The sequence below is a fragment of the Nocardiopsis ganjiahuensis DSM 45031 genome, assembly GCF_000341085.1.
GTDB classification, from domain to species: Bacteria; Actinomycetota; Actinomycetes; order Streptosporangiales; family Streptosporangiaceae; genus Nocardiopsis; species Nocardiopsis ganjiahuensis.
Genome location: NZ_ANBA01000002.1, coordinates 317,916 through 337,963, shown reverse-complemented (window position 1 = coordinate 337,963; position 20,048 = coordinate 317,916). Strand labels below are relative to the sequence as shown.

The 20,048-nt window shown below is 69.2% G+C and carries 20 protein-coding genes; 7 read left to right on the top strand and 13 right to left on the bottom strand.

What is annotated here, in order from left to right:
- Nucleotides 1-228 precede the first annotated feature (228 nt).
- Nucleotides 229-1,896: a phosphomethylpyrimidine synthase ThiC gene (gene thiC / locus D458_RS0102115; RefSeq protein ID WP_017585079.1), complete on the top strand. Its 1,668-nt coding sequence runs from the start codon at nucleotides 229-231 to the stop codon at nucleotides 1,894-1,896.
- 107 nt (nucleotides 1,897-2,003) lie between these two features.
- Here the strand turns inward: thiC and D458_RS32790 are convergent, their stop codons facing one another.
- The gene (locus D458_RS32790; RefSeq protein ID WP_017585078.1) at nucleotides 2,004-2,411 is read right to left on the bottom strand and encodes a DUF4345 domain-containing protein; all 408 of its coding nucleotides are present in this window, start codon (nucleotides 2,409-2,411) and stop codon (nucleotides 2,004-2,006) included.
- A 74-nt stretch (nucleotides 2,412-2,485) separates the two neighbouring features.
- A complete protein-coding gene (locus D458_RS0102105) occupies nucleotides 2,486-3,307 on the bottom strand; it encodes a class I SAM-dependent methyltransferase (protein ID WP_026118905.1) in 822 nt (273 codons plus the stop codon).
- A gap of 360 nt (nucleotides 3,308-3,667) precedes the next feature.
- Here D458_RS0102105 and D458_RS0102100 point away from each other — a divergent pair, with 360 nt between their 5' ends.
- From D458_RS0102100 to D458_RS0102085, 4 genes are all read left to right on the top strand, one after another.
- Nucleotides 3,668-4,339 carry a sigma-70 family RNA polymerase sigma factor gene (locus D458_RS0102100; protein WP_017585076.1) on the top strand — a complete coding sequence of 224 codons (672 nt, stop codon included), beginning with the start codon at nucleotides 3,668-3,670 and terminating at the stop codon, nucleotides 4,337-4,339.
- The gene (rsrA, locus tag D458_RS0102095) at nucleotides 4,336-4,647 is read left to right on the top strand and encodes a mycothiol system anti-sigma-R factor (protein WP_017585075.1); all 312 of its coding nucleotides are present in this window, start codon (nucleotides 4,336-4,338) and stop codon (nucleotides 4,645-4,647) included. Before D458_RS0102100 ends, rsrA begins: the two co-directional genes overlap by 4 nt.
- Nucleotides 4,648-5,462: 815 nt before the next feature.
- The gene (locus D458_RS0102090) at nucleotides 5,463-6,809 is read left to right on the top strand and encodes an HD-GYP domain-containing protein (protein ID WP_017585074.1); all 1,347 of its coding nucleotides are present in this window, start codon (nucleotides 5,463-5,465) and stop codon (nucleotides 6,807-6,809) included.
- Nucleotides 6,809-8,143, top strand: a complete 1,335-nt coding sequence (locus tag D458_RS0102085) for an HD-GYP domain-containing protein (protein ID WP_017585073.1) — start codon at nucleotides 6,809-6,811, stop codon at nucleotides 8,141-8,143. Before D458_RS0102090 ends, D458_RS0102085 begins: the two co-directional genes overlap by 1 nt.
- Nucleotides 8,144-8,240: 97 nt before the next feature.
- Here the strand turns inward: D458_RS0102085 and D458_RS0102080 are convergent, their stop codons facing one another.
- On the bottom strand, nucleotides 8,241-8,981 hold the full coding sequence (locus D458_RS0102080) for a GntR family transcriptional regulator (protein ID WP_017585072.1): 741 nt from the start codon (nucleotides 8,979-8,981) through the stop codon (nucleotides 8,241-8,243).
- 144 nt (nucleotides 8,982-9,125) lie between these two features.
- Between D458_RS0102080 and D458_RS0102075 the strand changes: the two genes are divergently transcribed.
- Complete coding sequence (locus D458_RS0102075) at nucleotides 9,126-10,670, top strand: sensor histidine kinase (protein ID WP_017585071.1); 1,545 nt, start codon at nucleotides 9,126-9,128, stop codon at nucleotides 10,668-10,670.
- 134 nt (nucleotides 10,671-10,804) lie between these two features.
- On the opposite strand, the gene D458_RS0102070 is transcribed toward D458_RS0102075, so the two are convergent.
- Nucleotides 10,805-11,059, bottom strand: coding sequence for a WhiB family transcriptional regulator (locus D458_RS0102070; protein WP_017585070.1), 255 nt, complete (start codon nucleotides 11,057-11,059; stop codon nucleotides 10,805-10,807).
- A 286-nt stretch (nucleotides 11,060-11,345) separates the two neighbouring features.
- Nucleotides 11,346-12,278, bottom strand: a complete 933-nt coding sequence (locus tag D458_RS0102065) for a diacylglycerol/lipid kinase family protein (RefSeq protein WP_026118904.1) — start codon at nucleotides 12,276-12,278, stop codon at nucleotides 11,346-11,348.
- A gap of 127 nt (nucleotides 12,279-12,405) precedes the next feature.
- On the opposite strand from D458_RS0102065, the gene D458_RS0102060 reads away from it, so the two are divergent.
- Nucleotides 12,406-12,801, top strand: a complete 396-nt coding sequence (locus D458_RS0102060) for a hypothetical protein (RefSeq protein WP_017585068.1) — start codon at nucleotides 12,406-12,408, stop codon at nucleotides 12,799-12,801.
- Nucleotides 12,802-12,833: 32 nt separating this feature from the next.
- Here the strand turns inward: D458_RS0102060 and D458_RS0102055 are convergent, their stop codons facing one another.
- The 8 genes from D458_RS0102055 to D458_RS0102020 all read right to left on the bottom strand — a co-directional run bounded on the left by D458_RS0102055 (nucleotide 12,834) and on the right by D458_RS0102020 (nucleotide 19,734).
- Complete coding sequence (locus D458_RS0102055; protein WP_083936226.1) at nucleotides 12,834-13,592, bottom strand: RNA polymerase sigma factor SigF; 759 nt, start codon at nucleotides 13,590-13,592, stop codon at nucleotides 12,834-12,836.
- A gap of 41 nt (nucleotides 13,593-13,633) precedes the next feature.
- A complete protein-coding gene (locus tag D458_RS0102050) occupies nucleotides 13,634-14,059 on the bottom strand; it encodes an ATP-binding protein (RefSeq protein ID WP_017585066.1) in 426 nt (141 codons plus the stop codon).
- Nucleotides 14,060-14,184: 125 nt separating this feature from the next.
- On the bottom strand, nucleotides 14,185-14,676 hold the full coding sequence (locus D458_RS0102045) for a GNAT family N-acetyltransferase (RefSeq protein WP_017585065.1): 492 nt from the start codon (nucleotides 14,674-14,676) through the stop codon (nucleotides 14,185-14,187).
- 115 nt (nucleotides 14,677-14,791) lie between these two features.
- Complete coding sequence (locus tag D458_RS0102040; RefSeq protein ID WP_017585064.1) at nucleotides 14,792-15,382, bottom strand: class I SAM-dependent methyltransferase; 591 nt, start codon at nucleotides 15,380-15,382, stop codon at nucleotides 14,792-14,794.
- Between the two features lie 108 nt (nucleotides 15,383-15,490).
- Nucleotides 15,491-16,828, bottom strand: coding sequence for a pentapeptide repeat-containing protein (locus D458_RS32785; RefSeq protein WP_017585063.1), 1,338 nt, complete (start codon nucleotides 16,826-16,828; stop codon nucleotides 15,491-15,493).
- Nucleotides 16,829-16,972: 144 nt separating this feature from the next.
- Nucleotides 16,973-17,803: an amino acid ABC transporter ATP-binding protein gene (locus D458_RS0102030; RefSeq protein WP_017585062.1), complete on the bottom strand. Its 831-nt coding sequence runs from the start codon at nucleotides 17,801-17,803 to the stop codon at nucleotides 16,973-16,975.
- Nucleotides 17,803-18,762 carry an amino acid ABC transporter permease gene (locus tag D458_RS0102025; protein WP_017585061.1) on the bottom strand — a complete coding sequence of 320 codons (960 nt, stop codon included), beginning with the start codon at nucleotides 18,760-18,762 and terminating at the stop codon, nucleotides 17,803-17,805. The genes D458_RS0102030 and D458_RS0102025 overlap by 1 nt, the downstream gene beginning before the upstream one ends.
- Before the next feature lie 48 nt (nucleotides 18,763-18,810).
- Nucleotides 18,811-19,734 (bottom strand): ABC transporter substrate-binding protein, encoded by a 924-nt coding sequence (locus D458_RS0102020; RefSeq protein ID WP_017585060.1) that lies wholly within the window; start codon nucleotides 19,732-19,734, stop codon nucleotides 18,811-18,813.
- Nucleotides 19,735-20,048 lie beyond the last annotated feature (314 nt).

The window sequence follows — 20,048 nt, the reverse complement described above, 5'->3', positions numbered from 1 at the left end:
TGCGCGGCTGGACAGGCCGGGGGACGGCCTGTGTATGGTGTGCGGGGCCGCAGGGGAGTGCTTCCCCCCGGCCCGGAACACCGTGATCGAGGTGTTCCGGCACGCTCGACGTGCACATAGGTGAATACGCAACGCGGGAGCTCGCGCCATGGCGGGCTGAGAGGGCGACTCAAGGGTGTCGCCGACCGCAGAACCTGTTCGGGTAATTCCGACGTAGGGAGGCATGCCATGACGGCTCTTGACGGTCGTGAGGTTTCCACCGCCGACGAGCACCGGGTGACCACCGGTCCCATCATGGGATCGCGCAAGGTCCACCAGGAGATCGACACCCCCGAAGGTCTCACGCTCCGCGTCCCGCAGCGCCGGGTGGAACTCAGCAACGGCAGCCATTTCGATCTGTACGACACCTCCGGTCCGTACACCGACGACAACGCCCACATCGACGTCCACCAGGGGCTTCCCCGCACCCGTGAGGCCTGGGCCCTGGAACCCGTGAACGGCTCGGTCAGCCAGCTGGCCTACGCCAAGGCCGGGATCATCACCCCCGAGATGCGCTTCGTGGCCGCCCGAGAGGGCATGGACCCCGAGTTCGTCCGGGACGAGGTCGCGATCGGCCGCGCGGTCATCCCGGTCAACCGCAACCACCCCGAGTCCGAGCCGACCATCATCGGCAAGAAGTTCCTGGTGAAGATCAACGCCAACATCGGCAACTCCGCGGTCACCTCCTCGGTGCCCGAGGAGGTCGAGAAGATGGTGTGGGCCACCCGCTGGGGCGGCGACACCGTGATGGACCTGTCCACCGGCAAGCGCATCCACGAGACCCGTGAGCGCATCATCCGCAACTCGCCGGTGCCCATCGGCACCGTCCCGATCTACCAGGCGCTGGAGAAGGTCAACGGCGACCCCACCGCGCTGAGCTGGGAGATCTACCGCGAGACCATCATCGAGCAGGCCGAGCAGGGCGTGGACTACATGACCGTCCACGCGGGCGTCCTGCTCAGGTACGTGCCGCTGGCCGCCCGCCGTGTCACCGGCATCGTCTCGCGCGGCGGCTCCATCATGGCCGCCTGGTGCCTGGCCCACCACAAGGAGAGCTTCCTCTACACCCACTACGAGGAACTCTGCGAGATCTTCCGTCAGTACGACATCACCTTCTCCCTGGGTGACGGACTGCGCCCCGGCTCCATCGCCGACGCCAACGACGCCGCCCAGTTCGCCGAACTGCGCACCCTGGGCGAACTCACCCACATCGCCCGCTCCCACGACGTGCAGGTGATGATCGAGGGCCCCGGCCACGTGCCGATGAACAAGATCAAGGAGAACGTGCGCCTGGAGGAGGAGCTGTGCGGCGAGGCGCCGTTCTACACGCTCGGCCCTCTCGCCACGGACGTCGCGCCCGGCTACGACCACATCACCTCCGCGATCGGCGCCGCCCAGATCGGCTGGTACGGCACCGCGATGCTCTGCTACGTCACCCCCAAGGAGCACCTGGGGCTGCCCAACCGCGACGACGTCAAGACCGGCGTCATCACCTACAAGCTCGCCGCCCACGCCGCCGACATCGCCAAGGGGCACCCCCGGGCGCAGGAGTGGGACGACGAACTGTCCAAGGCGCGCTTCGAGTTCCGCTGGCAGGACCAGTTCCACCTGTCCCTGGACCCGGAGACCGCGCAGTCCTTCCACGACGAGACCCTGCCCGCCGAACCCGCCAAGACCGCGCACTTCTGCTCCATGTGCGGTCCCAAGTTCTGCTCGATGAAGATCTCCCAGGACGTGCGCAAGTACGCGGCGGAGAACGGACTGGACACCGTCGAGGCGATCGAGAAGGGCATGGCCGACAAGTCCGCGGAGTTCGCCGAAGGCGGCAACCGCGTCTACCTGCCCCTCGCCGACTAGGGGCCGACCAGGGAATGGAATGTCGGCCGGGTCCGCCGCCCCGCGAAGGGACGGCGGACCCGGCCGGTCCCGTGCCGGGCCGACGACCCCCTGTCGGCAGTCCGGAGCTAGGGCGCGGCCGTGTCCGAGGCGCGGGTCAGGGCGCGGTGCCAGAGGACCAGGACGGGCGGGACGACCAGCTCGACCGCGAGCAGGGCGTAGACGAACGGGGCCGGGGGCCCGGCCACGCCCAGGGACACGATCCGGGCCAGCCCGCCGAGGAAGACCGCTCCGGAGACCCACCACAGGGCCAGGCCGCGCGTGTGCTCCAGCGGGTCGAGCGAGACCCAGAGCAGCAGCAGGCCCACGGCCACGAAGATCGCGGCGAAGAAGCGGTAGTTGCTGTCCACCGTGGGGGCCACCCCGGTCTCCCCGGGCAGGGGAGCGGTGCTGAAGAGGACGTCCATGAATCCCACAGCGACCGCGAACAGCGCGAGCAGCAGGAGCGACGACTGCAGGTACCGCAGGGAACGCACGATCGGACTCCGTCCGGCAGGGGGCACCTCGCTCCGACCCTACGCCCGGCCCCCGGCGGGCCCCGGGCGGGGCCTCAGCCCGGTTTGCGGGCGCTGGCGACCAGGTGCACGCCGACGTAGTCGTCGGAGTCGGCCGCGTGCAGCTCCATCTCCACCAGCCGCGCCATCGAACGGGGGTCGCGGTCCAGCATCATCTCCACGGTGGAGGCCGACAACACCGTGCGCGGCTTGATCCACTCCAGTTCGAGCCCGGTCTCGGTGACCATCTCGGTCAGCTGTTCCGCGGTGAAGCAGCGGGTGATCGAGCCGTCCGGCCAGGGGACCAGGAGGACGTCCGCGCTGGGCGCGTGGCTCAGCTCGGGCCAGTAGTCCTGTTCGGCCAGCAGCGCCATGCCCAGTACCACCGAGTCCACGCAGACCAGGACCCGGCCGCCCGGGCGCAGGACCCTCGCGACCTCGGACATCGAGGACTCGGTGGCCAGGTGCCGGGAGAAGACCCTGTTGTCGGCGATCACGCCGTCGAAGGACTCGGGGGTGAAGGCGCGCAGGAAGGCGGAGTCGCCGACCACGTGCCGGAGCCGCCCCCGGCGGGCGGGGCGCGGAACCACGGCGCGGCCGTTCACCAGGGTGAGCGGCCGGCGCATGGCCAGGTCCGCCGAAGGCAGCAGGGTGACGACGTCGTGTCCCTCGGCCACGGCACGCGGGGTGCCGTGGAAGTCGGGGCTGGACAGGTCGAGCAGCCGGGAAGGCGTTTCCGGAAGCCAGCGGGTGATCTGCGCTTCCGCGACCGCCCAGTAGAACCGCCAGTAGTCCGAGAGGCGGTCAGTGGTGGCGAACTGAGCCGCAGGCGATCGGGGGCGGTCGGAGGCCGGAGTCGGGGACGGTCGCACGTGCACTCCTCTCCCATCCTTCAAAGGGTCCTACCCGCACTCTGCCATGCCTCACCTCCACCGACGGAGGCAAACGACAAAGTTCGGCCGGGAGAGGACCTCGGTCCTGCGCCACGGGCGGAATCAGCTCGCCGGGGACGTTGTTGTCACCAGCACCGCCCGGGGACCAGGTGCCCGGAAGGTGTTCGCGACACACGGAAGCAGGGAAGGGGCTGGGTTCTGAGCATGCCGACCGCTGGTGCGTGCCTCGAGCGCGCGGAAACGGTGTCGGCGCCACGCGGCGTCGACGCGCAGGTCCGGGGTGTGGGACCGTATCGTTGGGATATGGACGCCCCACCAGGGACCAGCGCGAGGAGGCCGAAGGGCTTGGACCAGAGCCAGGAGACAGCCGAGGAACGGGACGAGCGCTTCGAGAGGGACGTGCTTCCCTTTCTCGACCAGCTCTACTCGGCGGCGCTGCGCATGACCCGCAACCCCGCGGATGCCGAGGATCTGGTGCAGGAGACCTTCGCCAAGGCGTTCGGTTCCTTCCACCAGTTCAAGGCGGGGACCAACCTGAAGGCGTGGCTGTACCGCATCCTCACGAACACCTTCATCAACTCCTACCGCAAGAAGCAGCGGGAGCCGAAGCAGGCCGGAACCGAGGACGTCGAGGACTGGCAGCTGGCACAGGCCGCCTCGCACACCGCGGCCGGGCTGAAGTCCGCCGAGGCGGAGGCGCTCGAACACCTCCCCGACAGTGACGTCAAGCGCGCCCTGCAGGAGTTGCCGGAGGACTTCCGGATCGCGGTGTACCTCGCTGACGTCGAGGGCTTCGCGTACAAGGAGGTCGCCGAGATCATGGGCACCCCGATCGGAACGGTCATGTCCCGCCTCCACAGAGGGCGGCGCCAGCTGCGCTCCCACCTCGAGGAGTACGCGGTCGACCGCGGCTTCCTCCCCACGGGGAGGGGTGCTGGAGCCGAGGCCGTCACCTCGGGGTCGGCAGCCGGAGGTCGGGGACAGGTGAGTGGGTCGGATCGAGGAGATCGGCAATGAGCGGCGGCCAGGAGAAGTCGGAGACGGGCACCCCGTGCAGCGAGGTGCTCGACAAGCTCTACACCTACCTCGACGGTGAGCTCGAGGAGAGCAACTGCGCCGAGGTCAAGTCACATCTGAACGGGTGCAGCCCGTGCCTGGACGAGTACGGTCTCGAGGAGGCCGTGAAGAAACTCGTCGCCAAGCACTGCGGTTGCGACCCGGTCCCCCTGGACCTGCGCGACAAGGTGCTCGGGCGGCTGGCCGAGGCGCGCAACGAGCAGTTGGCCCGTGAGGCCCGGGCCGAGTCCCCCGGGGCGCCCGCCTGAGGGTGGTCCGAGGGCCGGCGGCCGGGTCGGCCGAGACAGGGTGGCGAAGGTTGGAATTCCAACCTTCGCCACTTTTGTGTGTTCAGATATTGATCTTCTGATCTGTTGAAGTTTTGGTCCCTTTGTGTGCTTTTGTAGAAAATGAGCGATGTCTCCCTCTCTGCCCGGGGGTTTTGGTCACTGGGGTGCCTGGTGGGTGGTTCCTGGGGGATCGACACGCCCGATGCGCCGAATCTGTTTTCGGTCGTGACCGACTCGGAATGAATTTCCTCGGGTTCTTGGTGGCCTGTTTCGCTCGATCACGTTGAGTAGTCGTTGCTGATGAGCTCTGTCGGTGATGGTTGTGGGATCGCCCGAGTCGAAGGTGATTGCCGAAGGCGCCACTGGCGCCTAGCGTTACTCTGTGTAGTCTCCCGGAATTGCTAATTGAATTAGTAATTCCACGTTTCGGAACTTGACGCCCCAGTTGGTGTCCGGAGTGCCCCCGGTTCGGGTTGGGGGTAATCAGGAAGGTGTTGTGGCCCGTTAAACTGGACGCCTTATCCAACGAATGGGGTAATTTGCGCGGCGTGCTCGGGGGATGAGGGGCCGCCGTGCCGGAAGAAGGGGGCAACGATGTTCGTCAGCATGTTCAGCGCCATGATGGCCGCTGTTTTGGTGGCTTCCACTTTTACCGGATGGTCCTGGTGGTAGAACAGAACCGGTGAAACCATGACAGTCCGGTCGTCGTCGGCGGGGGGTGAACGGGGGTGCGGGCTCTTCCTGGGGGCGCGCGTGTCTACGTCGGAATCATCGTTGTCAGTGCAGTCGCCATCGTGCTCATCGGTCCTTACACAGGTATCGATCTGGGGACCCTGGTGCTCATCGCTGTCCTCTTCGTCGTGGCGGAGTCGATAAGCACTCACGTCGTCGTCGACGTCAAGGAAGCCGGCATCTCACCGAGCTCGGCTGTGGCTCTGGCCGCCGTCGTCCTGGTCGGACCGGCCGGGGCGGCGGTGGTCGGTTTCGCCTCCTGTCTGGCGATTCGCCGACAGGGCCTGGTCAAACGGGCGTTCAACGGAGCACAGTTCGCACTGGCGGCCTACGCGGCCGGACACGTCTACCTTCTACTCGGCGGCACTGTCGGAGTGCCGGGGCAGTCCGACTTCCCCGGCATCGTCCTTCCGTACGTCGCAGCGGTCCTGACACACACGCTGCTCAACTCGGCGCTCATCGGCGTCCTCATGTGGTGCCTGGGCGTCGCCCGGCCCGCCGGATCGGGGCCCCTGCGCTGGCGGCCGCTGGTCGCCCTGGAGATCGCCTCCGTCGGGTACCAGATGCTCGGCCTGGCCATCGCGGCGATCTGGGGCGCGGTGGGGATCATCGCCCCGCTCCTGGTGCTGCTGCCGCTGTTCATCGCCCGATGGGTCTTCGGCCAGCAGACCGCCGAGGCCCGGGCGCACGAGGCCACCCTGGCCACCCTGTGCCAGGCGGTGGAGACCAAGGACTACTACACCCGCGGCCACTGCATGCGGGTGGCCGAGGGCTCGGCGATGATCGCCGCCGAACTGGGCATGCCCGCCGAACGGGTGCAGAAGATCCGGTACGCGGGGATGCTGCACGACATCGGCAAGCTCGGTGTGCCCACCAAGGTGCTGCAGAAGAACGGCAAGCTCACCGACGACGAGTACGCGGCGATCAAGCTGCACCCCACGCGCGGGTACGAGATCGTCCGCGAGATCAGCTTCCTCGACGAGGCCCTCGACGGCATCCGGCACCACCACGAACGCCTGGACGGCCGCGGGTACCCGATGGGCCTGGTCGGGATGGAGATCCCGGAGTCCGCCCGCATCATCAGCGTGGCCGACGTCTTCGACTGCCTGACCTCCACGCGGTCCTACCGCAAGGCCTGGTCGGTCGAGGACGCCATCGCCGAACTGCGGCGCTGCGCGGGGAGCCAGTTCGACCCGCGGATGGTCGAGGCGCTCGTCCGGGCCGTCTCCCGCGAGGGATGGCAGACCCCGGACATCGCGGAGCCGCCCGGGGGCCGTTACTGTGCCACCGAGCGTCCGGACCCCGACTGTCCTGACGCGTCGGCACCGGACTCCCCGGACGGGGAGAAGGCGGCACCGGTGGCGGAGTCCACGTCGGCCGGAGTGGTGACGGGTGGTCAGGACCGGTGATGACGCAGAAGCAGCCGGACGAGGCGAGCCGCCCCCGTCCCGAACCCGGCGGACCGGAGGGCGGGGCGCTCGGCCACCAGCGCTCCCGGGGCCCGCTCTGGCGCACCGCACGGCCCTTCCGCGCCCTGCTGGTCGGCGGAGTGGGCGCCGCGTCCCTGGCGGCGCTGGTGTTCACGGCCGCGGCCGGGTTCGAGCAGCCCTACGTGGCGCTGGCCTTCTGCCTGGTCATCGCCGGGGGAGAGCTGGCCCGGATCACGCTGCCCGGCCACCGGGAGTCCGCGCCGATCGCCCTGGCCGGAGCGATCGCCTACGCGTTCCTGCTCAGCCTGGGCGGTGACCCCAGCCACCACACGGCCTGGCAGGTGGTGTCGGTGGTCGCCCTGGGCGTGGCGCTGGGCGAGCTGCCGCACGTGGCGGTGGGGAACTCCCCCCGGCTGGAGGACGTCGCGCGCAGGGTGCTCACCGCGCTCCTGCTCGCCGCGGCCTTCCGCCCGCTGGTGGAGGCGATGGCCCTGAGCGGCCCCTCGATCGTCGTCGCCCTGATCATGACGGGGCTGGTCGCGCTGGCCTGGGTGCTGGACGTCGGGCTCTCCGCCGTGCTCCGCGCCGAGCGCCTGCGGACCCGGCTCCGGGTGGCCGTGCCCGACGAGGCCCGGGCACAGCTCGCCACGGGCGGCGCGATCGCCTCCAGCGGTGTGCTGATCGCGCTGGCCTGCACGGTGACCGGCCTCGTGGGCCTCCTGGTCTTCACGGCCCCGCTGCTGGTCTCCCAGGTGGCCTTCCGCAGGCACGCCGAGGTGCGCCGCACCTACCTGGAGACGGTGCGGGCGCTGTCCCGCGTCACCGAGGTGGGCGGTTACGTGGAGAACGGCCACTCGCGCCGGGTCAGCCAGCTCTCCCACGGGATCGCCTGCGAACTGGGGCTGGCCGAGGCGGAGCTGCTGGAACTGGAGTACGCGGCCCTGATGCACGACATCGGCCAGCTCTCCCTGCGCGAACCCATCGCGGGCGGGGCGACCGTGCTGGCCTCACCGAGGGAGCAGCGCCGGATAGCGGAACTGGGTTCGGCCATCATCCGGGAGACCGGGGTGCTGGACAACGTCGCGGAGATGGTCCGCCGCCAGTGCGAGCCTCTGGCCGGGGACGGCGACGAGGGGGTGCCCCCGCTGGGCAGCCGCATCATCAAGGTCGCCAACGCCTTCGACGACCTGGTCGGAGAGAACGGCGACGCCGAGCGCCGGGCCGCCGTGGTGGAGCGTCTGCGCATGGACACCGACAGTGAGTACGACCCCCGCGTGGTCGACGCCCTGGCCCGCGTGCTCGTACGCCTCTGAGAGGACGCGTACGAGCACACCGCGGGGGCCGGCCTGGGCGGGAGGCGGGCGGCGGAGTCCGGTCGACGAACCCCGCTTGGACCTCGGAGGGCGGGGTTCAGTCCCTGGGCGGGCGCAACCTCGTGACGAACTTGTAACGGTCGCCGCGGTAGAGCGAACGCACCCACTCCACGGGGTGGCCGTCGCCGTCGAAGCTGTGCTGGCAGTGCAGGACCAGGGGCAGGCCCACGTCCACACCGAGCAGCCGGGCCTCGTTCGGGGTCGCGAGGACCGTCTCGATGGACGCCTCCGCCTCCGCCAGGGAGACGTCGTAGGCGCTCGCCAGAGCCTCGTAGAGCGACGCGTAGCGGTCGAGCTGCCTCCGGAGTCCGGGGAAGCGTCGCGCGGCCAGGTGGGCCGTCTCGACGGCCATGGGCTCGCCGTTGGCCAGGCGGAGCCGCTCGATCCGCAGCACGCGCCCGCCGGAGCGGATCGCCAGGAGCTCGGCGAGCTGGTCGTCGGCGTTGATGTAGCTGACGTCCAGGATGCGGGTGGCCGGGTGCAGGCCGTGCGCCCGCATCTCCTGGGTGTAGCTGGTCAGCTGGAGGATCTGCGCGACCTTCGGCTTGGCCACGAACGTGCCCTTGCCCTGGATGCGCAGCAGCCGTCCCTCGACGACCATCTCGGTCAGGGCCTGGCGCACCGTGGTGCGCGAGGTGCCGAACTGGGTGGCCAGAGCGCGCTCCGGCGGGACCGGGTTCCCGGCCGGCATCGCCTCGATCAGCTCCAGCAGCTGCTTCTTGACCTGGTAGTACTTCGGCACCCGTGGGTTGCCGTCCAGTGTGCGCTGACCAGTCATCAGTCTCCTCCGCCGCGTCCCGCGCCTGTCCCACACCCCGCCCGGAAGTGGCCGGTTCAGCGGCCGGTCGGGCGCCGATTGGTGTGGACCACTGGTCGAGTGCGTGTCTCTTGAGTATGCACGGCTTCATGGGATGATTTGTGAGTGCCTCACCTCAGCGACCTCATTCGCCGTCACACGTCACTCAAGCAGGCGGACCTGGAGTGGATCCACTCCCTGGTCTCCGACTGGCAGCTCCTGGCCGACCTGTCCTTCGCGGATCTCGTGCTGTGGGTGCGTCTACGCGATGACGACGGCTGGGTCGCCGTCGCGCAGATGCGTCCCACCACCGGCCCGACCGCCTTCCAGGACGACCTGGTGGAGACGGTGCTCAGGGACGACATGACCGATGTCACGTCCCGTTCCGGCCCCAGGGTGGTCGGCCGCCGCGCACTCATAGACCGCGCCTGGAGCGAGGGGCGGATCTGCCGGGACGGGGACCCCGACTGGTCGGGCGGCGTCCCGGTGCGCGAGGAGACCATCCCGGTCCGTCGCGAGGGCAACCTCATCGCCGTCATCCAGCGCAGCACCAACCTGAGCTCGGCGCGCACCCCCAGCCGACTGGAGCTCACCTACCTCCAGAGCGCGGGCGACCTGGCCCAGATGATCGCCGAGGGGGCCTTCCCGTTCAGCGACCAGGGGCCGCTCATGGTCCGCTCGCCGAGGGTCGGCGACGGTCTGCTCAGACTGGACCAGAACGGTGAGGTGGTCTACGCCAGTCCCAACGCCCTCTCCGCCTACCGGCGCCTGGGTCTGACCGCCGACCTGGTCGGCGCGCGCCTGGACCGGACCACGTTGGAACTGGCTGTTCAGGGGGAGGCCCGGGACGAGAACCTCACCTACACCGCGAGCGGCCGAGCCCCGCAGGAGGCCGAGGTGGAGGCACGCGGGGTCACCGTCCAACTGAGGTCCATACCTCTGGTCATCGACGGAGTGCGGATCGGCGCGCTGGTGATGGTCCGCGACGTCACCGAACTCCGGCGGCGCGAGCGCGAGCTCATGACCAAGGACGCCACCATCCGGGAGATCCACCACCGGGTGAAGAACAACCTCCAGACGGTGGCGGCGCTGCTGCGGCTGCAGTCCCGGCGGCTGGACATCCCCGAGGCGCGGGCGGCGCTGGACGAGGCGGTGGGCCGTGTGGGTTCGATCGCGATCGTGCACGAGATGCTCTCGCACACCCCGGACGAGGTCGTGGACTTCGACGACATCGCCGACCGGGTCATGCAGATGGCGGCGGAGGTCTCCTCCACCGGCCAGGTGGTGGTGCCGCGGCGCGACGGGCACTTCGGGCTGCTGAATGCCCTGGTGGCCACGCCGCTGTCGATGGTGCTGGCCGAACTGGTGCAGAACGCGGTGGAGCACGGTCTGGGGCAGGGGCCGGGGCTGATCGAGGTGAAGGTGCGCAGGTTCGACGCCGGGCCGGGTTTCCCGGGGCCGAGCAGTCTGGAACTGGCCGTCTCCGACGACGGCGGCGGACTCCCCGAGGACTTCGACCTGGAGGGGACCACGAGTCTGGGTCTGCAGATCGTGCGGACCCTGATCGTGGGTGAGCTCGGGGGAACCCTGGCGATCAAGCCGAAGGAGTCCGGGGGAACGGAGGTGGCGATCAGCCTGCCACTGGAACACGAGGAAGGAGAGGTTCCCTGAGCGGGACGGCAGGCGGAGGGTGAGCGCCGCCGTGCGCCGTCCCCCGCCGCGCCGGCGGGGGTCGGTCGGCGTCACCGTCTCCGGTCGACCCCGGTAACGGGTCGTGCTCTGTCACACGGGGCGAGGTGCGGTGGTCAGCTGCGGACCATGGGTCGAAGCGCGGAACCACGGCGCTTGATGCGGCGTCGCTCCTCTTCCGAGGTGCCGCCCCAGACTCCACCGTCCTGGCCGCTTTCCAGCGCCCACTTCAGACAGGCGGAACTGACCGGGCAGCGCTGGCAGACGGCCTTGGCTTCCTCGATCTGGATCAGTGCGGGGCCGAAGTTGCCGATCGGGAAGAAGAGTTCGGGGTCTTCGTCACGGCAGGCTGCGTCATGGCGCCAGTCCATGCGGTCCACTCCTCACGGTGAGGCGATCATTTGTGAAGCTTTTCACGATCAGAACGTGCAAGGGCGCCCGATGGATGGGGTCCACCGGTGGTTCGTGCGGGCCGAGGTAGTTGAGGTTTCACCCCACGGCCACGTGGGAAGCGCCCAAATTAACTCGCCCGTAACTCGCGGCGATATCTTGAGCGTGACAGGCCCGCGAGGGCCATGCAAGAGCTCTCGAGGCCAAAGGTCCTGTTCCGCGTGTCGGGTGCGTCACAGTGATCGGGAATGGCTGCTTTCCCGACAATTAACAGAAGATTCGTAATGCCTTCGGTACCGAGTGGAAGTTGACCTGTTCGCGCTCTCCCAGGTATTCACCGTCGATTTGGAAGGCTCTCGGATGGGTCGACGTGACCTTCAGGGAGGACTGGTCGTGCCAGGTCACGTAGCCGTCCCCACGTGCGGGAAGGCCCTTGGGGAAGAACATCTGGGAAAGAACCCAGCCAGTCAGCGCGTGCGAGGACTGCGTCAGTGCGAAAGCGTCCAGACCCAGCTCGAAACGTGAGGCCGGCGTCGGCTGAAGGGCCAGGGCACCCGCGTAGGTCCACGGAGTGGTGTTCGTGACCAGCGCGAAATAAACGTCGTCCAGGGTCCTTCCGTCACTGGACACGCTGAGTGACGAATCGCGGATATCCCCTTGGAAGAACAGCTTTACCGCGACCTCCGCGTACAGCGCAGGAGTCGCCTTCCTGCCGTTGTCGCGTTCCTGTTCCACCTGCTGCACCACGTCGGCGTCCCAGCCGAAACCGGCACAGAAAGTGAAGTAGCGGTCGTCCTGATCGCTGGTGATCCGCCCCAGCCCGACCTCCCGTTCGCGTCCGGCACGGATCGCCTCCAGCACCGCGCCGGTCGCCTCGACCGGGTCGCCGGGGACGCCCAGGGCCCGGATGAACACGTTCGCGCTGCCTCCCGGGATCACGGCGTAACGGGGGCGGGTCAGCCCTTCCGGGGTGGCGAGGAGCCCGTTGACGACCTCGTTGACGGTGCCGTCACCGCCGAGGCTCAACACGAGTTCGTAGCCTTCGGCCGCGGCCTCCCGGGCCAGTTCGCGAGCGTGGTCGCGGTAGGCGGTCTCGACGGCGGTGACTTCCAGCTCGGACGCCAGGGCACCCATGATCACCTCGCGCGTGCGAGAGGTGGTCGTGGTCGCTTGGGGATTCACGATGAATAGGGCTCGCACCCGGTCAGTCTAGGTCCTGCGGCAGGCCCGAAGGAGTGCGAGGGTGACCTGTGCCATAGGAGCCGGGCGGGGGCGGAGCCGGGAGGGCCGGGAGGGGGGACGCCGGGAGCGCGTATAGGCTCGTCAGGTGTCTTCGCGTCCCGTCACCATCGTCATCGCCGCCGCGCTCGAGGCCCTGATCGGGCTGGTCGCGGCGATCGCCGGAATCTACAGCCTCTACACCGCGATCACCGGCCGGGCCACCGATCCGGTGTCCTCGGCCGTCCCGCTCACCGTGATCGGTGTGGGTGTCGGAGCGCTGCTGCTCTTCGTCGCGCGCGGGCTGTGGCAGCTGCGCGACTGGGCGCGGACCCCGGTAGTGGTCACCCAGCTGTTCATGGCCGTGGTGGCGTACTACATGTTCACGGGGGAGCAGTACGTGATCGCCGCCGTCATGATCGCCGTCGCCGCCGCCGCGGCGGCCGCCGTGCTCTCACCGCCGACGACCGCGGCGCTGTTCTCCGACTTCGACAAGCGTCGGTGACCAGCCGCCGCGGCCGTCGGCCGCGAACCAGGTCAGTCCTCCGTGGTGAGCGCCTGCCGCAGCTGCGCCAGGGTGCGCGCCAGCAGGCGCGACACGTGCATCTGGGAGATCCCCAGCTCCTGGGCGATCTGCGACTGCGTCATGTTCCCGAAGAAGCGCAGCAGCAGGATGCGCTTCTCCCGGGGCGGTAGCTGTTCCAGAAGCGGCTTCAACGACTCCCGGTACTCCACGCCCTCCAGGGACTCGTCGACGATCCCCAGTGAGTCGGCCACCGCGGGGGCGTCCTCGTCACCGCTGTCGGGAGCGTCCAACGAGACCGTCGAGTAGGCGTTGGCGGACTCCAGGCCCTCCAGCACCTCCTCCTCGGTCATCTGGAGGTGTGCGGCCAGTTCCGCGACGGTGGGGGAGCGCCCCTCCCGCTGGGACAGGTCGCTGACCGCCTTGGTCAGCGAGAGCTTCAGCTCCTGGAGGCGACGGGGAACCCGCACCGCCCAACCCTTGTCCCGGAAGTGGCGCTTGATCTCACCGACGATCGTCGGGGTCGCGTAGGTGGAGAACTCCACCCCGCGCTCCAGGTCGAACCGGTCGATGGACTTGATCAGCCCGATCGTGGCCACCTGGGTGAGATCGTCGAGCCACTCACCGCGGTTGCGGAACCGTCGGGCCAGGTACTCCACCAAGGGCAGGTGGAGCTCCACCAGCTCGTCGCGGATCGCCCGGCGCTCGGGTGCGTCCGCATCGAGGTTGTTAAGGCGCTCGAACAACTCTCTCGCGCGCGCCCGGTCGGGCACCGCGTGCTCGGTCTTCGCTGTCAGAGCGGGCCCCCTTTCGCTCACGCCGACTCCAGGGTGCCGCGGCGTTTGTACAGGACGATGTAGACGCGGTCGTCCGGATCGACCCCCGCGTCCACATCCCCCGCGAGAGCGGACAGGACGGTCCAGGCGAAGGTGTCGCGGGCGGGAAGGCGCCCGTCCGCGGTCAACACCGAGACGGAGATGCGCATCCCGTCGGGGGTGAGTTCGAATTCCGTGGTCAGTTCTGTGCCGGGCAGCGCCTGGGAGAGGAGCATCGCGCACGCCTCGTCGACCCCGATCCTCAGGTCCTCGATCTCGTCGAGGGTGAAGTCGAGTCGGGCGGCCAGCCCTGCCGTCGCCGTGCGCAGGACAGACAGGTAAGCGCTGTCGGCTGGCATGTTGACGGTGACAGCGTCGCGTACACCAGTGGCGTCGGCCGTGGGCACAGCGGTTTCTTCGGTCACGTCCCTCCTTCGGGGGGCGAGGTTGCCGCTTGAGAGCAATGTATCTCGTTTCACCCTGCCACTGACGCAGGGAGAACGGATCGTGTCCACCCTTCGAGGCGTGAACACGAGACAAATGGCCTGGCTCAGCCCTTCACAGAGCCCAGAGCGGTCAGCGCGTCGCCGTCCAGGCGACGGACCGTCCACTCGTCCATGGGCGTCGAACCCAGGGACTCGTAGAACCCGATCGCCGGAAGATTCCAGTCCAGAACCGACCATTCCAGTCGGGTGTAGCCGCGTTCCACACAGATCCGGGCGAGGTTCTTCAGCAGGGCCAGGCCGTAGCCGTGGCCGCGCATGTCGGGGCGGACGTACAGGTCCTCCAGGTAGATGCCGTGCCTGCCGGTCCAGGTGGAGTAGTTGCGAAACCACAGGGCGAACCCCGCGGGGACGGGGGCGCCGTCGGCCCCCGAATGCTCTGCCACGTGCGCGTACACCGAGGAGTCCGGCCCGAACAGGGCGGTACGGAGGTCCTCCTCCGTGGCGACGACCGCGTCGGGTTCCTTCTCGTACTCCGCGAGCTCCTGGATCATCCGGTGGATGACGGGAACGTCGTCGGGGCGGGCAGGGCGGATCATCGGACCACCTCGGTCGCGGATCGGGGGCTAGGGTCCTTCCCAGGGTATGCGCTGGACGGAGGGGGTTCTCGGGGTCCGTGGGAGGCGCGTGGCGACCGGAGCCCGGCGCGCCGCCTCAGCTCGGCCGGTGCGCGACCAGCCGCTCCACCATGCCGAACAGCAGGCGGTCGTGGTGGCCCACCCGGAAACCGGCCTCCTCGGCGACTCTGCGGGGCAGCCTGCGCGGGTGCCCGCGCAGTCGTTCGCGCAGGCGGAAGGGGAACCGTGTGTACTCGACGTGGTCGACCAGCAGCAGCCGGCCCCCGGGCACCAGGACCCGGTACATCTCCGTCAGGGCGCGTCCCTGGTCGGGGATCGTGCACAGCGCGAGCGCGCACAGCACGGTGTCGAAGGACCGGTCTGCGAAGGACAGCTCCTGGGCGTCGCCCTCCACCAGGGTCAGGGGCCGGCCCTGTTCCCGGGCCTTCTCACGTGCCTTCGCCAGCATGGCGGGGCTGAGGTCCAGCCCGGTCAGCTCCACCTGGGGCGGGTAGTACTCCAGGTTCGTCCCGGTGCCCACCGCCACCTCGAGGGTGCGCCCCCTGGCCCCGCCGCAGAGGAGTCTGCGGGTGCTGCGGATGGCCGGGGGCTCGTACCGGCTCCCGGTGTCGTATCTTTCCGCCCGGTCCTCCCAGAGCTGGCGGACCTTCTCCGTACGCGCGTCCATGCCTCTCCCAGGGGGCTGGTGGAGTCCCCCTGATGACTCTGGGGCCGGCAGGCCCTCCGGTCAAGGCCATCGGGGGCACGTCACGGTGAACACGGTCCGGTGGGGCGGTCAGACCGCCCACTCGTCCCATTCGTCGGGCAGGCACCGGATCACGGAGCCCCGGCGGCCCGCGTTCGCCGGCAGGCCCTCGGGGCGCTCCCCCGAGGCGTCGTCGAAGGCCACGGTCCCGCCGGTGAACTCGGCTCCGTGGAAGGAGGCCGCCGCCGCGGAGAAGCGGGTCCCCTCGAAAGTCACGGTTCCCCCGGTGAACCGGGCCTCCTCGAACCGCACGATCCCCTCCACGAACTCGGTCCCGCTGAAGAACACCTTCCCGGCGGCGAACTCGGCCCTGTCGAAGACCGCGACCCCACCGGTGAACAGGCTCCCGAAGTACAGTTTCCCGCCGGTGAACCGGGCCTCGTCGAAGAACCTCGCCCCGCCGGAGAACACCGCCGATCCGAAGGACACCTTCCCGGCCGCGAACTCCGCGCTGTCGAAGAACAGGAGGCCGTCGAAGAAGTCGGCCCCGGCAAAGCCCACGGCCGCGCCGGTGAACCGGGCCCAGCTGAAGGAGACCGTGCCGCCGGTGAACCGGGCCCCGGTGAAACGCACCGACCCGGCCGCGAACTCCGCCCCGTGGAAGCTGACGGTCCCGTCCGCGAACTCCGCTCCGGCGAAGCGCACCTCCGCACCGGTGAACCGGGCGTTCACGAAGGTCAGGACCGAAGCCGGGCCGGTGAACCGGGCACCGTCGAAGAACACCTGCCCGCCCGAGAACTCGGCCGAGTCGAAGTCGACCGACCCCTCGACGAACCGGGCCCCGGTGAAGTACACCTCCGCGCCGGTGAACCCGGCCCCCGTGAAGTCCGCCCGCGCGCCGGTGAACTCGGCTTCGCCGAAGTCGACCCTCCCGCCGGCGAACCGGGCCCCGGTGAAGAGCACGCGGCCGCCGGTGAACCGGGCTCCGCGGAAGGAGACCGCTCCGCCGAGGAACACGGCACGGGACAGGTCGCCGCCGTCGAAGACGGCACCGGAGAAGTCGTAGTCGCGGCCGCGCCAGCGGGTGTCCTCCCGCAGGTGGTCGCCGATGGTCTCGACGACCGCGTGGCGCACCTCGCGCAGGGGGTCGGGCCCGGGCGGCGCGGCGGGCGAGGTCCGGTCGGCGGGCGCGGGGGCGTCCGGTGTGCGCAGGTAGGCGCACAGGACGTCGACGACCGCCTGCACCTGCTCGTCGGAGGAGGTGCCGTCGGCCAGGCACCGCAGCGCGTCGACCGCGTCCGTCCGGGCCGAGGCGTCCTCGCTGCGCAGAGCTTCCCGGGCGGCGGCGAGGCGTTCGTCGAACAGTTCGGCGCTCCTCGGTCCGGAGGCCGGGCCGGCGGGGTCGGGGGGTCGGTTCTCAGAGGGCACGGTCCAACGATAGGGGGCGGTTCGGACCCTCCGCCGGAGGCGGGGAGGGCTCCGGTGACCGGCGCACCCCGGCAGGACGACGGGCCCCGCGCTCCCAGGAGGGAACGCGGGGCCCGAAGGGCGCTCCGCCGGCTCGGGTGCGGTCTACAGCACCTTGGAGAGGAAGGCCTGGGTGCGCTCGTGCTGGGGGTTGGAGAGCACCTCGGCGGGCAGTCCCCTCTCCACCACGACGCCGTCGTCCATGAAGACCAGGGAGTCGCCGACCTCGCGGGCGAAGCCCATCTCGTGGGTGACCACGACCATGGTCATCCCGCCCCTGGCGAGGTCGCGCATGACGTCCAGGACCTCACCGACCAGCTCCGGGTCCAGGGCGCTGGTGGGCTCGTCGAACAGCATCAGCGACGGCTCCATGGCCAGGGCCCGGGCGATCGCCACCCGCTGCTGCTGGCCGCCGGAGAGCTGTTCGGGGTAGGCGTTCGCCTTGTCCGGCAGCCCGACCCGATCGAGCAGTTCCAGGGCCCGCTCGGTGGCCTGGGCCCGGGGAACCCGCTTGACCTGGATCGGCGCCTCGATGACGTTGCCGAGCACGGTCAGGTGCGGGAACAGGTTGAAGCGCTGGAAGACCATCCCGATGTCGCTGCGCTGAGCGGCGATCTCGCTGTCCCGCAGCTCGTAGAGCCGACCGCGCTTCTGCCGGTACCCCATCAGCTCGCCGTTGACCCACAGGCGGCCCGCGGAGAGCTTCTCCAGGTGGTTGACACAGCGCAGGAAGGTGGACTTGCCCGACCCCGAGGGGCCGACGATGCACATCACCTCGCCGCGCTTGACCTCCAGGTCGATGCCCTTGAGGACCTCCAGCCGTCCGAAGCTCTTGTGCACGTTCTCGGCCACCACGAGGGCGTCGCCGGGCAGCTCCGCGCCCTCCGCGGTCTCGACGACGATCCCCGTCTCGTAGCCCTTGGTCTCGTCAGCCATCAGTGCGTCCCTCCGACGATGCGGTCCCGGACACCGCGCTCACCCCGGTTGAACCTGCGTTCGATGAAGTACTGGCCGACCATCAGGACACTGGTGATCGCCAGGTACCAGAGACAGGCGGCCACCAGCATCGGGAAGATCTGGTAGCTCCGGGTGCCGATGGCCTGGAGCTGGTAGAAGAGCTCGATGGTCACCGGCACGTAGGCGAGCAGCGCCGTGTCCTTGAGCATCGCGATGGTCTCGTTGCCCGTCGGCGGGATGACCACCCGCATCGCCTGCGGCAGGGTGATCCGGCGCATGATCCTGCCCCGGCTCATCCCGAGGGCCTGGGCGGCCTCGGTCTGGCCCTTGTCCACCGACTGCAGGCCCGCGCGGATGATCTCCGCCATGTAGGCCCCCTCGGACAGCGACAGGGCCAGCAGGCCCGCCGTGTAGCCGGTCAGCAGGGTGCGCGCGTCGATCTCGAAGAAGCGGGCGTCACCCTCCAGACCGAGCAGCGGCATCCAGTAGTTGTCGAACGGCAGTCCGATGTGGATGGTCGAGTACAGGATGGCGAGGTTGCCGAAGAGCACCGCCAGCACGAGCCGGGGCACCCCCCGGAAGAACCACGTGTACATCCAGGAGACCGTGACCAGCACGGGGTTCCCGGACAGGCGCATCACCGCGAGGATGACGCCCAGGATGACACCGATGACCATCGACAGCACGGTCGCGCTCAGCGTGACCCACACGCCCCGGATCACGGGGTCGGAGAACATGTTGTCGAACATGTACGGCCAGTTGAACGCGGGGTTCGTGAACAGCATGTGCACGAACATCGCGGCGAGGACCAGGATGATCCCAGCCGCCACCCACCGTTCGGGGTACCGGACGGGGACGGCGGTGATCGGTACGGCCGAACGGCCCGGGGTCGGTTCCTTCGACCCCGGGCCGCCCACCGGTTCGCTCGGTGAGGTCACAGTCAGACTTTCGCTTGGTGTCGTGCGTGAGCAGTGCTCGGACGGGTGTTACTCCTCGACGGAGGGGTTCACCTCGGCGGCGTCCAGGGCGCCGACCTCGATGCCCCACTCGGCCAGGACCTCCTCGTAGGTGCCGTCCTCGATGATGGCGTTGAACGCGGCGGCGACGGCTTCCGCGAGCTCCTCGTCGTCCTTGTGGGTGAGGACTCCGTACGGCGCGGCGTCGTACTGGTCGCCGATGAACTCCAGCTGCTCACCGGTCTGCTGGAGCGCGTACAGCGAGGTCGGCAGGTCCGCGAGGGAGGCGTCGTTCAGGCCGGAGACGATGGTCTCGGTGGCCTGCGGCTGGCTCTGGAACTTCTCGATCGTGATGGCCTCCTCACCGGCGTCGACGCACTCCTGGCTGCGGGCCTCGATGTCGTCGTCGTGGGTGGTGCCCGACTGCACGGCGATGCGCAGGCCGCAGGCGTTGTCGGGGTCGACGCCCTCGGGGTTGCCCGCGGGGGCGAACCACTGGGTGCCGGAGGAGAAGTAGCTGACCATGTTCACGGCCTCCATGCGCTCCTCCGTGATGGTGAAGGAGGAGGAGCCGAGGTCGTAGCTGCCGGTGTCGACGCCGATGATGATCGAGTCGAAGGTGGTCGGCTCCCACTCGGCCTCGAGGCCGAGCTTGGCGAGCGCTGCCTCGACCAGGTCGACGTTGAAGCCGAGGACGGTCTCGCCGTCCTCGTCCAGGTACTCCCCGGGCGGGTACGAGGCCTCGACGCCGATGGTCACGGCACCGGCCTCGGCGACGGCGTCGGGGAGGAGCGCGGCGAGCTCCTCGTCGACGGACACCTCGGGGGCTTCGGGAGCCGCCGTGTCGTCGGAGGCGTCGTCACCGTTTCCGCAAGCTGCCAGGGCCAGGACACCGGCCGTGGCGAGGGCGGTGAGGTAGGTCCGGGACTCGGACAGGGGCTTGCGCAGGGCCATCTTGGGGTCTCCTTCAGGGAGCGCGGAGTGCCTGGTCGGAGGCGGGTTCAAGGTCCCGCCCGGTCAACCGGAGGCGACATTCAGGACATTATCTGTCATAAGGCGATACGTCGGTAACGTTCCATCGTGTCGACCCGCGATTTTCCTCTGGTCACCGTTGTGAGAGGATTGCGTAACGGGTCATCCCCGTGAGATGCGGACGCGCAGTACTCGCATAAGAGTCCGGCGAAGACTTGTCTCTCCCGGCGGCACACCGGTCATGGCCGACCGGCGCCGCGGAGAGCTCCCCTAGCACCCTTACGTCTTCGCGCGCG